13 protein-coding genes and 1 pseudogene are annotated in these 12,001 nt (G+C 36.8%); 3 read left to right on the top strand and 11 right to left on the bottom strand.

Annotated elements, in window-relative coordinates; genetic code table 11:
* Window positions 1-235 precede the first annotated feature (235 nt).
* A pseudogene (locus tag HX129_RS07775) lies at window positions 236-524 on the top strand (site-specific integrase); the annotation flags it as partial.
* A gap of 10 nt (window positions 525-534) precedes the next feature.
* Here the strand turns inward: HX129_RS07775 and HX129_RS07770 are convergent.
* A complete protein-coding gene (locus HX129_RS07770; RefSeq protein ID WP_286436140.1) occupies window positions 535-1,248 on the bottom strand; it encodes an SGNH/GDSL hydrolase family protein in 714 nt (237 codons plus the stop codon).
* A 128-nt stretch (window positions 1,249-1,376) separates the two neighbouring features.
* On the opposite strand from HX129_RS07770, the gene HX129_RS07765 reads away from it, so the two are divergent.
* Window positions 1,377-2,060 carry a hypothetical protein gene (locus tag HX129_RS07765; protein ID WP_286435081.1) on the top strand — a complete coding sequence of 228 codons (684 nt, stop codon included), beginning with the start codon at window positions 1,377-1,379 and terminating at the stop codon, window positions 2,058-2,060.
* A gap of 67 nt (window positions 2,061-2,127) precedes the next feature.
* Here HX129_RS07765 and HX129_RS07760 read toward each other — a convergent pair whose 3' ends face one another.
* From HX129_RS07760 to HX129_RS07745, 4 genes are all read right to left on the bottom strand, one after another.
* Window positions 2,128-2,871 carry an SDR family oxidoreductase gene (locus HX129_RS07760; protein WP_286435082.1) on the bottom strand — a complete coding sequence of 248 codons (744 nt, stop codon included), beginning with the start codon at window positions 2,869-2,871 and terminating at the stop codon, window positions 2,128-2,130.
* A gap of 56 nt (window positions 2,872-2,927) precedes the next feature.
* Entirely contained in the window at window positions 2,928-3,626 is a 699-nt protein-coding gene (locus HX129_RS07755) for a histidine phosphatase family protein (protein WP_286436139.1), read from the bottom strand.
* On the bottom strand, window positions 3,623-4,744 hold the full coding sequence (locus HX129_RS07750) for a phosphotransferase family protein (RefSeq protein WP_286435084.1): 1,122 nt from the start codon (window positions 4,742-4,744) through the stop codon (window positions 3,623-3,625). The genes HX129_RS07755 and HX129_RS07750 overlap by 4 nt, the downstream gene beginning before the upstream one ends.
* Window positions 4,745-4,837: 93 nt before the next feature.
* Window positions 4,838-6,076, bottom strand: a complete 1,239-nt coding sequence (locus HX129_RS07745; RefSeq protein WP_286435085.1) for an acyl-CoA dehydrogenase family protein — start codon at window positions 6,074-6,076, stop codon at window positions 4,838-4,840.
* Window positions 6,077-6,168: 92 nt separating this feature from the next.
* Here HX129_RS07745 and HX129_RS07740 point away from each other — a divergent pair, with 92 nt between their 5' ends.
* A complete protein-coding gene (locus HX129_RS07740) occupies window positions 6,169-7,086 on the top strand; it encodes a LysR family transcriptional regulator (protein ID WP_286436138.1) in 918 nt (305 codons plus the stop codon).
* Between the two features lie 292 nt (window positions 7,087-7,378).
* Here the strand turns inward: HX129_RS07740 and HX129_RS07735 are convergent, their stop codons facing one another.
* The 6 genes from HX129_RS07735 to HX129_RS07710 form a co-directional block, all read right to left on the bottom strand.
* Window positions 7,379-7,486: a DUF2474 domain-containing protein gene (locus HX129_RS07735; RefSeq protein ID WP_107007692.1), complete on the bottom strand. Its 108-nt coding sequence runs from the start codon at window positions 7,484-7,486 to the stop codon at window positions 7,379-7,381.
* An 87-nt stretch (window positions 7,487-7,573) separates the two neighbouring features.
* Entirely contained in the window at window positions 7,574-8,578 is a 1,005-nt protein-coding gene (gene cydB / locus HX129_RS07730; protein ID WP_130073583.1) for a cytochrome d ubiquinol oxidase subunit II, read from the bottom strand.
* Entirely contained in the window at window positions 8,578-10,035 is a 1,458-nt protein-coding gene (locus HX129_RS07725; protein ID WP_286435087.1) for a cytochrome ubiquinol oxidase subunit I, read from the bottom strand. Before HX129_RS07725 ends, cydB begins: the two co-directional genes overlap by 1 nt.
* Complete coding sequence (locus tag HX129_RS07720; RefSeq protein WP_286435088.1) at window positions 10,032-10,250, bottom strand: hypothetical protein; 219 nt, start codon at window positions 10,248-10,250, stop codon at window positions 10,032-10,034. Before HX129_RS07720 ends, HX129_RS07725 begins: the two co-directional genes overlap by 4 nt.
* Window positions 10,251-10,336: 86 nt before the next feature.
* Entirely contained in the window at window positions 10,337-10,795 is a 459-nt protein-coding gene (locus HX129_RS07715) for a DUF2946 family protein (protein WP_286435089.1), read from the bottom strand.
* 286 nt (window positions 10,796-11,081) lie between these two features.
* Window positions 11,082-11,948 (bottom strand): hypothetical protein, encoded by an 867-nt coding sequence (locus HX129_RS07710; RefSeq protein WP_286435090.1) that lies wholly within the window; start codon window positions 11,946-11,948, stop codon window positions 11,082-11,084.
* Between the last annotated feature and the right edge of the window lie 53 nt (window positions 11,949-12,001).

Raw genomic sequence — 12,001 nt, 5'->3', positions numbered from 1 at the left:
GAAATTGCAAAAGTGCATATTCTAAAAGCGGACATTTTTACTTTGGAGAAACCGGACATTTCTATTTTGGAGTTACATACATAATTTCGCATAATGTATATTATGTTAAATAAGATACACCTAATAATAACTTCATATCCTTCTTACTTAAACCAAAATTCAATAACTTAAGTGATTTCTATTTCACTTATAAAATATGATATGTTGACCTTAAGAATACTTCATAAACTTTACTATCTTTGCTTTAAAAATAATTCATTTAGAAAAGAAAGTCTCAAACAAAAATCAAATTATTCTTTTATTTGATCTGGATTCATCTTGTTCATGTTTGTACCCTATGCTGTACACAACGAAGTTTCTTAGATTTCAAAGCCTATCTACACAACATGCAGATTTAATAGCACTAAAATTTTGGTATCAGAAATATATTCCACTTTGTTCTGTGAGTCATTTAAAATAATAAGAAGTTAGGAACAAATCTGATTAGGCTTAGATCAAATATAGATGCTAACTATATGACTATTACCTAGCGTTTCAAAATCCAGCCTTGATTTTCCCAATCAATTCACTTGCCCAAAGCTGATAAATTTCTGCACTTGGGTGAAAACCATCTTTTGCCATCTCTAAATTTAATGCTCTAAAATGTGCTAAATCAAATTGAACCAATTGATAGTTCTTTTTTTGTAAAATAAATTTCGTTAGTTTTTGATTCATCGCCGTGGAATATTGTCCAAATAACCATGCCAATGGATTGGGTAATGCAGGAAATAAATGCATGGGCGGTACAGCAGTGACAAGGACTAAATCAGGAGAAAATTTTTGTTCTATCTCTTGATAAAAAAGATGTTGCTGTTGAATCCATTTTTTGGGTGAAATTAATTTGGTGACATCATTCACGCCCACAGAAGTCATCACTATATCAAAATGCTGGTTATTCAATAACTTTGTTCTTTGCAATACCTGTAAAGTGGTATCACCTGTTTTTGCTTCTAGTTGGTAGCGAACCGTAAAGTGATTTTTTAACTCAGATAATAGCGCACCTAATAATGCATCTTCTTGTTTTTGTACTCCCACACCTGCTGCTGCAGAATCTCCCAAGATTAAAATCGACAATGTTTGCCCCTGCCCAATTAAACCTTTGCGCTCCCCGGATGCTTCAGCTAAACGAGGGGTATTTTTTTTGACTTGATAACCTTGCCATAAAAGTGAAGGAAGTAAGCCAAAGGTCAGCATTTTAAGTCGTAGCATAGTGTTGTTTGAAATAAAATTATTGCAGGAGTATTGTTAATTATATGGTAAAAGCTTAGAATATTTGCGTATTTTATCTTGATAATTAAAAACCTACACTCTCTCCGCTATGTTCAAGGAGCACGATCTTGGCTAAAAAACTTGAGCATCATGCAATAGAAGATGAAGTCAATAGCTTTATTCATACGATTGATCGAGCGGATTTAAAACCATTTATTGAAAAATTAAAACAATTTATTCGTCATACCGAAGCAATACCAAGTATTCAGCTACAAGTTGATGATATTTTAAAAAATATTAATGAAATTAAGGCACATCCTTTTATTTCCATACAATTACAACGTTTGTGTGATGCTGAAAAGCTATCTTCTGATGTACAAAAACATGAGGCGCAATTTAAAGAGATTTTGGCAGACTATCATATTCAAATGAGTGTAGCGTCCAAACTCAGTTTAGATCCTCATTTCAAAACTGATTTATATAATTCCGCTGTCGCAAAATATCAACAGTGGTTATTGGATTTACTCTTTTTGTTGTATTGTTTTAATTTTAGTCAGTCTGTATTCAATACATATTTAATTGAGTCTTATCTGATTTTTATGCATGAAATTTATACGGCATCTGTGACGAGCAAAATATCCTTGCGTGATCAAGCTTCTGTGAATGGGACAGTGTTAATTGAGATTCCCCGCAATAGCTTGGTTCATGTTTATGGCAATATCATCAATGACTATTGGTTAAAAATTTCTATTCATATCAATGATCTAGAAATAGAAGGCTATGTGCAAGCGATTTATTTAAAGAAAAAATAATTTTTAGATAAAGGAAAGTGCAAGACTCTCCTTTATATAAATTTTTTGATCTTAAAATTTGAAATCATCAACCAAGTTTATTGACAATTTTCAAGGGTAAAACTTTCATAGCCAAACCAAGCGGCAACCATGGCCATTGTGGCACATAGGCTTTAATAGGTTGTTTCTCAATGGCTTTTACCAATAAGTGTGAACCTGTTTCAACATCCACTTCAAATGGTAATTTTTTTGCACCTTCATTAATTTCGGTACGGATATATCCTGGGAAAATCGTGGAAACTTTGATTTTGGTATCAATCAGTTCCGCACGAATGCCTTCAGCCAATGCAGCAACCCCTGCTTTACTTGCACCATAAGCGGTTAAATGTTTGGGCATGCCACGAATGGCACTCATAGAAGAAATTACCACCAAATGTCCAAACTTTTGCTCACGGAAAATTTCAACTGCCGCTTCACATTGTGCTAAAGCAGAAATGAAATTGGTTTCAACGGTCGCACGGTTAATTTCAAATTTTCCGTTGCCAATACGACGTCCATCGCCTACACCTGCATTGACAATAATACGGTCAATGGTGCCAAAGTCTTGTTTAAACTCACGGAATACTTGAAATACTTGTTCGTAATCGGTCACATCTAAAACTTTAGTAATGACTTTTACGCCGTATTTGGATTCGAGTTCTTGCTTTAAATCTTGTAAGCGTTCTAAACGACGTGCGCACACTGCCAAATTATAGCCTTTTTGGGCAAATTCACGTGCCATTCCTGCACCAATTCCTGAACTTGCGCCTGTAATTAAAATTGTTTTTGCCATGATATTTTCCTGAATATTTTCTGTTAATTTTTTCAATCTGTTTTAATAAATGAATATCAAATCCAAGTCAGCAACTGAAAATCTTCTGCCTTGATAAAATGATGTTCGTTTAAGCTCAAGATCTGCGGTTCATTACCCACTAAACGTAAGGTCGTTAAACTTGTATTGGCAATTGCCCAATTTAAAGCAAAAGTTTTATTTGGGCTGAGTTCCAGTAATTTTCCTGCGGCAACTGAAATGACACCGCCTGAAGTAAACACCACAGCATAACGTGGCTTGCTTTGAGCGAGTTCATCACACAGATTTTGTAAGGCTGTTTCGACACGGTTTTTAAAATTGGGCCATGACTCATCATATTCATGATGGTATTCATCCCCTGTCCAACGTCCAATTGCACCTTCAAAAATTTTGGCTAAATATGCGCGAGGGCTTTCTTCTTTCGCCACTTCTTCACGTAATAAATGCGGTTCATTAAAACGTGGGTCATATTGGGCAAAAACTTGCTGATGATTAAACTCATTCCAAGCGCTGTCTGTGACAATATTGGCTTCAGGAAAACATTCAGCCAATGCAAAATTCGCCGTTTGTTGATGGCGTTGCATTGAACCTGCCACCACATAAGGTTCTTCCTTCAAAATTTTATTGAAATATTGACCTAAAACTTTTGCCTGTAGCTCGCCATTAGGTGAAAGTTTGTCATAACTTTCTGCACCGAATGATGCCTGTCCATGACGAACCAAATAAATCGTGGTCATTTTGCTAAAAGTTCCTTCATTTTTTCCATATATTTGTGTGCAATTTCATTGGCTTCGAGTTTTTGTAAGCCGATTAATTTCAGCGCACGAATATGTAAGGCATGAATCACAATCCAAAAATCTTTAAATGCAGGATTATTGGTTTGTTTATGATAGTAACGATAATAAATTTGTTGTGCGATTACTGCTAAACGGAAAATACCGAACACTTCATAGAATGTCCAATTTTCAGGCTGTAAACCTGTTTTCTGCAAATAGTAGTCCACCACTTCTTTACGGGTAAACATCCCTTTTAAATGAGTCGGTTGGCGACGGGTCGATTTAAAAATTTGATTGTCAGTGTCTTCGACCCAATAGGCTAAGGCTGCACCTAAATCCATGAGTGGATCGCCAATGGTTGCCATTTCCCAATCCAATACACCAATAACTTGTGTCGGATTTTTCGGATCAAGAATGACATTATCAAAACGCCAATCATTGTGAATTAAACAGCTTGTTGAATCAGCAGGAATATTTTCATTGAGCCATTTACGCACAAACTTAAAACTTGGCACATTGAGGGTATGGGCTTTTTCATAGCGAGAGTCCCAACCCTCAACTTGACGACGACAATATCCATCCCCTTTGCCTAATTGTTCAAGTGGTGTACCTTGATATGGAACTTGATGTAATTCAATCAGTTTGTCCAAAACATTGATGCAGAGTTCACGGACTTCGGTTTCACCAAATTTTAATTCAGGTGGCAGTTTGGCACGTGGAATAATTCCTTCAATGCGTTTCATGACATAGAAATCACAGCCAATCACGGATTCATCCTGACATAGTGCCACCATTTCAGGCAAAACAGGATAATACGGTGCTAGCCAAGTCTGAACGTTATATTCACGTGCCATATCATGTGCGGATTTGGCTTTAGTGCCTTTGGGTGGACGACGTAAAATTAAATCGGCATTTTGGTATTTTAAGCGATAGGTCCAATTAGAAGCGCCACCTGAATATTGAGTGACTTCTACAGGTCCTGAAATTTCAGAACCATTTTCAATGAGCCAATTGCCCACTGCACGGACATCGAGTTCTTCGCCTTCACGGACATTTCCACCAACATCAATCACTGACATGCTTTTTCCCTGATTTTGTAAATTTTGAATGGTGTGTATTTTCCTATGTCTATCTTTACATAGGAAAATGATATTTCAAATCATTTAAATAGCTTAGTTTTTACTTGAACCATAACCACGTTTTTTAAGTTCGAGTTTGGCAATCATACCCTTATGCACTTCATCAGGACCATCGGCTAAACGTAACGCACGAGCCTGTGCAAAAAATCCTGTCAATGGTGTATCACGCGATACACCTGCACCGCCGTGAATTTGAATTGCCATATCCACCACTTTTTCAAGGACTGATGGCGCAACGACTTTAATTGCAGAGATTTCAGTCAATGCCGCCATATTGCCTAAAGTATCCATTTTATACGCCGCATACAAGGTTAATAAACGTGCCTGATCAATCGCAACCCGCGCTTCAGCAACGCGTTCGAGGTTGCCACCGAGTTTTAAAATCTCTTTGCCAAATGCATGACGGCTCATACCTCGGTCTATCATGAGTTCCAACGATTTTTCAGCCGCACCGATACAACGCATACAATGGTGAATACGTCCTGGTCCTAAGCGACCTTGTGCAATAGCGAAACCTTGTCCCGCACCGCCAATAAAGTTGGCTACAGGTACACGAACATTGTCAAAACTGACTTCGCCGTGACCGTGAGGCGCATCATAATCTCCAAAGACAGGCAACATACGTTCAATGGTCACGCCTTGCGTATCGACAGGAACCAATACCATCGAGTGTTGTTGATGGCGACTTTTTGTTTCGTCAGGTGTATGCGCCATAAAAATAATGATTTTGGCATTGGGATCGCCCAAACCTGAAGACCACCATTTACGACCATTTAACACAATTTCATCACCATCTACCACAGCGGTTGCTTGCATATTGGTTGCGTCTGATGAGGCAACATCAGGTTCAGTCATACAAAAAACAGAACGAATTTTTCCATCAAGTAATGGTTTCAGCCATTGTTCTTTTTGTGCCTCTGAACCATAACGCCACAAGACTTCCATATTGCCACTGTCAGGTGCGTTACAGTTAAACACCGTTGGTGCAATCAAACTGCGTCCTGAAAGTTCTGCAATATGGGCATACTCTTGTACAGATAACCCCTGACCCAGTTCAGGACAAGGCAGAAACATATTCCAAAGCCCTGCTTGTTTGGCTTTATTTTTTAAAATTTCAAGTTGTGCAGGCCATTGCCATTTGGTCCAATTTCCGCCTTGATTAAGATGATGAACTTCATTCCAGAACTCAGTTTCTACAGGTTCGATTTCATTTTTTATAAATGCTTTAGTGCGTTCGACAAAATCCTGTGCACGTGCTGAAAGTTCAAACATTTTTTATATATCCTTAAAAGTGCATATGTTGCTTTACAACAGCATACGATCAACTTTACTATGAATAAAATGATTTTATTAGATATACATCTATGAATACCATTCATAATAAAAGTGAGTTAGATTTATCCCTCTTTCATCGTATTGATATTAATTTATATCCACTTTTTGTTGCGATTTATGAACATAGCAGTATTACACAAGCAGCAACAATGTTATGTGTTAGCCAATCTGCAGTTAGCCATGCGCTGCAACGCTTACGTTTACTTTTAAAAGATGATTTATTTGTGCGTCATCAACAAAAAATGCGCCCCACTCCATTTGCTGAACAAATCTATCCACAAATTGTGCAAGCTTTGGCTTTACTACAACAGCTTTCGAATACACAGCAAGAATTTAATCCCAGCATGGTAAAAACTTTAAAAATAGCCATTCATGATGAAATTGAACCATTAATTTTTCCCAAACTTTTTCAACATTTCCAAAATTTAAATTTGGATATTCAATTTTTGAGTAGCAAACTCGATCGTAAAAATATCCAAACAGAACTTGCTACGCAGCAAATTGATTTTGCAATTGATCTACAACAAAACTATGGGACAAATATCGCCTTTAAAAATTTGATTCAGGATCAATTTGTGATTTGTACACAGCAAAAAACGATGGGTAAGGCACAATATTTTTCTGCAAAGCATATTGGTGTTTCATCGAGACGGACAGGAATTTTATTAGAAGATTCTTTTATTCAACAGCATAATTTCTCACGGCAGATCTTATTGCGTTGTCAGCACTATTCTACAGCTTTACAAATTTTAGCCAGTGATTCTCATGCTGTGCTTACTATTCCAGAACAAGTTTTACAGCATTTATCAATTTCAGAAAATATTCAAATTTTTAAACATCCATTGGATTTACCTTTTGTGAATATCGATATGTTTTGGTTGAAAGATTTAGATTTAAATTTGAGGCATCAATTTTTGAAAAATGAATTAATTTCTATTTTTACTTAGGCTATTTTAAAAGAAAATTTTTTCAGTTTGATAAATCTGCTTATTTTTATATCATTTAACTTTAAAGAATGACTCGCCAAATTTTGAGGATTTAATAGACTTTTTATATCCAATAATGAGCCATATTTCATGCAGATATGTTCTATTTAAGACAGCACGACTATTGTATTGTGTATGATGATATTTATTTTCTACGTATGTCTTATTTTTTTAATTGATCTAATTTTTTAATAGCTTAGGCTATTTTTCTAAAATAAAAGAGCAAACATGCAATATGTCTGCCCTTTTATTTTTAATATGCCAACTGAATTAGCATTCTAAAAAATCCTGCAATGATTAATAAAGTCAGAAAACCACCGATCCAAAGCACAATAAACCATTGAGTCTGAGACAATTTCAATTTTCATCTCCTTTGCGTTTATTTAAGGTGAATGTCTTTGTTTTTAGTCACTCAGACATTCACCCAATTTAAAATAACAACATCTGATTAATGATAACCTTCATCACCGACACGAACTTTGTCACGGAATACCCAATACGACAGTCCTGTATAAATCAAGATGATTGGAATCAAGATTAATGCACCAATCAAGGCGAATAATTGGCTACTTTGCGGTGCTGCCGCTTCCCAAATGGTAATTGACGGCGGAATAATGTATGGCCATAGACTGATCATAAAGCCCGTATAGGCTAAGAATACCAACGCCAAGGTATAAATAAACGGGCTTAATTCAGCACGTTGTTTACATGCACGTAATACCAGCCATGTAAAAATGATCACTAAAATCGGGACAGGACTGAAATACATCAATTGTGGCTGACTAAACCAACGCGCAGCAATTTCAGGATGTGCCATTGGTGTATATATACTGACTGCACCAAAAATGATAAATAATGCGATGATCATCTTTGGCATAAGTTTATACATACGATCTTGCAAATCATGATCTGTTTTAAAAATTAACCATGCACAACCCAATGCAGCATAAAGCACCACCACGCCAATGCCAGTAAAGATGGTAAATGGTGTTAACCAATCTAAACCACCACCCGCATACATCTGATTTTCGACTTTAATACCTTGAATATAAGCTCCTAAAATCATACCTTGAAAAAAACTTGCCAAGACTGAACCACCAATAAATGACTTGTCCCAGAAATGCTTAGTTCGATTGGCTTTAAAACGAAATTCAAATGCCACACCACGGAAAATCAAAGCAATCACCATCAAAATGATGGGCATATACAGCGCAGACAATACCGTTGCATAGACCAATGGAAATGCCGCATATAAGGCTGCACCACCGAGCACCATCCACGTTTCATTGCCATCCCATACAGGCGCAACAGTATTCATCATGACATCGCGTTCATGTTGGTCTTTGAAGAATGGGAATAAAATCCCGATACCTAAATCAAAACCATCCAACACCACATAGATAAACACGCCAATGGCAATAATCACAATCCAAATCAGAGATAAATCAATCATTATTTACGCTCCTGTTCATTGCTATTGCCAGCATTCAAATCTGAGTCAACGCTTTCTTCTACACTGGTCAATGGACGTTTTGAGGCAAGAATCACAGCCTCTTCGCTATGAATTGCGCCTTCAGGACTTGCATGAATAAATTGCGGACCTTTATGCATCAGTTTCAGCATATAATAAATCCCGATGCCAAACACCACGCAGTACACCACCACAAAAATGATCAGCGTTAGTCCCACTTGCTCTGCCGATACAGGAGACAATGCATCTTTGGTTCGCATTACCCCATAAACCACCCATGGTTGACGACCAACTTCAGTGGTAAACCAACCTGCAAGTAGTGCAATAAATCCTGATGGACCCATCACAAAAGCAAAACGATGCAACCATTTATTTTCATACAGCTTGCCACCTTTACGCAAAATCAAAGCAAAGCATGCTAAAGCAATCATCAACATGCCAAGCCCAACCATGATACGGAAACTCCAGAACACCACCAATGAATTTGGACGGTCTTCTTTGGCAAATTCTTTTAAGCCTTTGACTTCACCATCCATCGTATGTGTCATGATCAGGCTTCCAAGATTAGGAATGCCAATCGCATACTTGGTTTCTTCCGCTTCCATATCAGGAATACCGAATAAATATAACGGCATGCCCTCACCTTTATTGGTTTCCCAATGCCCTTCAATCGCAGCCAATTTTGCAGGTTGATGTTTCAAGGTATTTAAACCGTGGTTATCGCCAATCACCACTTGTAATGGAGCAAGGATTAAAATCATCCACATTGCCATAGAAAAAGATTTTTTCACCAAAGCATCACGGCGACCTTTGAGTAAATGCCATGCCGCAGTTGAAGCGACCAATAAGGCAGATACCAAGAATGCAGCCGCAGCCATGTGTGCTAAACGGTATGGAAATGATGGGTTGAATACAATTGCAAACCAATCGGTTGGAACAATAATGCCATTTTCAATACTAAAGCCTTGCGGTGTCTGCATCCAACTGTTGGACGATAAAATCCAGAACATAGAAATACAAGTACCAACCGCCACCATCGCGGTTGCAAAAAAGTGGGCACGTGGGCCAACACGCCCCCAACCAAACAGCATAATGCCGAGAAAACCCGCCTCTAAGAAAAAGGCACTCAACACTTCATAAGTGAGTAATGGACCTGTTACAGAGCCCGCAACACGGGAAAATTCACTCCAGTTGGTACCAAACTGATAACTCATCACTACACCTGATACGACACCCATACCAAATGCCACGGCGAATATTTTGACCCAAAATTTAAACAAATCTTGATAAACAGGGTCTTTGGTTTTGAGCCAACGCCATTCTAAAACAGCCAAAAAGCTTGCTAAACCAATCGAGATTGCAGGAAAAATAATATGAAAAGACACGGTAAATGCAAACTGAATACGTGCCAATTCAAGTGCTGTAAGTCCTAAAGTCATAACACCACCTCAACCTTTTGCAGCCATTTATTCTTTGCTACGACATTGTGCAATTTTTGTTTTACTTCTTTAGCATAAACATTCAAATACACAGGCGTCTGTTGATTTATGATTAACGTTTTTTTAATCCATTTTAAAAACAACACATAAAATGAACCAAACAATAGGCGAAGCGAGTTCCTTCCCATTGCTTTTGGGAATAATAAAGCTTGCATAATCAATCTCTACATAAAATTCGGAAATTGAATTGTTGTTTTTAGCGCCACAAAGACGTAGATAAAACACAACTCACGACATCAAGTTATGTAAATAAGGTAGGTGGAGCTCGACCTTGTGGTAGGAGATATAATCGCTGTAAAGCGAAATAAACATGTTGATAGTTTTTGCTATACGCAATCAAACGAATTTGTATTCGATCTAAAATTTCTTTTACACCGAGCTCGGGCGGTAAAACCAAATTGCCATAAACCACGCAATACTGACATTGATGGTTACTGTCATGATGATGACTCGAATGTGGCTGCTTTTGATGATTTTCGGCTTGTTGCTCAGCATCAAACTGATCAAGATGGAGAAAATGATGAATAAAGCTGCTTTGATGTATAGCTGAAGTCGCTTGGTCAGGATGCAAAAGCGAATGAGTAATGTGCTCACAAACCGGAGCAATCTGATATTGCTCAGGAAGTAACGGCTGTAAAAAAACCGCAAGCTGTAACAATACTGTTGCACATGCAAGCAACAGCCCACTACGTCTTAACACAATTGATTGCCCATTTATTGGATCAAAGGTAAGAGTGACATCTTCAGTTGATCTTTAAATCACGGTAAGGCTAAACATCATAGCTTTCTCATTGATTAAAAACCAAGCATATCACTCGACTTTACATTTCTACTATAGTCTATATTTGCATGTTTTCAAAGTATCTTTATTCTTTTTTTAGCAATAGATATATATTTTTATGCTAAACAAAAATGCTTGAAGATTCATTCCATAAAATCCAAGACATTCATCTTTTTTCTAGCAAAAAGTTGTAACCCACGACGAATTATAGAAGATGCTCATAATCAGGATAAAAAGTCACAGCAAATGTCATGACAACAAATACAACCCAAAATAAGATATTTGACCATTTCAAGATCAATAAACGCCTTTCATTGAGCTGAAAGTTCTCCATATTTAAATAAGACTTATACCAAGACCCTGTATAAATACGTGCACTTGGATTTTTAATTTGTAGTTGTTGTAAAAAAGCACTATACATTTGATATTTATTTTTGAGAAAAAATACTTTCTTGAACGTAAAATCCAATTCAAACATTCGAGGATAATCTTGTAATTCCTTCTTATGTGCTAAGGTATAGCGTATTTCCATCTGATGTGTTTTTCCTACTGAGACCATATGAACAGAATCAATATCACAATAATGGATCTGCTCAGTTGAACCATCTGTAAAAAGAATCGCGACAGTATCAGGGTAAATCTGAAAGTTTTGGATGATTGCTTTGGATTGAGATGTAGATATATTTCTATAAAACAAAATAAAAATCGGTAAAACCAACAACAGACTCAAAAAGATGGTGGTATGTACCTCCATAAATACCTCAGGATCAAGGAATTTGATAAACTCAAATACATCTTCAAAAATTGTGTAAAAAACAATCCACACAAAAAAGATTAATTGCAAAATAAAAACCAAAATAAAATATTTAATGATCATACTCACAACATAAGCAGGCTTACCCTTGAGTGGTAAATCAAACTGCTGTTTATAATACTTAGTTTTAAAAGTTTGATCTTTGCGTAATTGGCTTTCTATAACCTGTTGTTCCATCCACTGCTGTCTTAAATGATGTAAATGAATTTTATTGGGATCAAATTTTTTGTGATGTTTACGATGTCGTAGCTTAGTCATTTATATAATTTTGCAAAAACAATAGTATGATATAACAATCATAAATCAGCAGT

The organism is Acinetobacter sp. 251-1, from assembly GCF_030329305.1.
GTDB lineage: Bacteria > Pseudomonadota > Gammaproteobacteria > Pseudomonadales > Moraxellaceae > Acinetobacter > Acinetobacter piscicola_A.
Note: the sequence above shows the minus strand (reverse complement) of the source record. Positions and strands in the feature narration are given on the sequence as shown.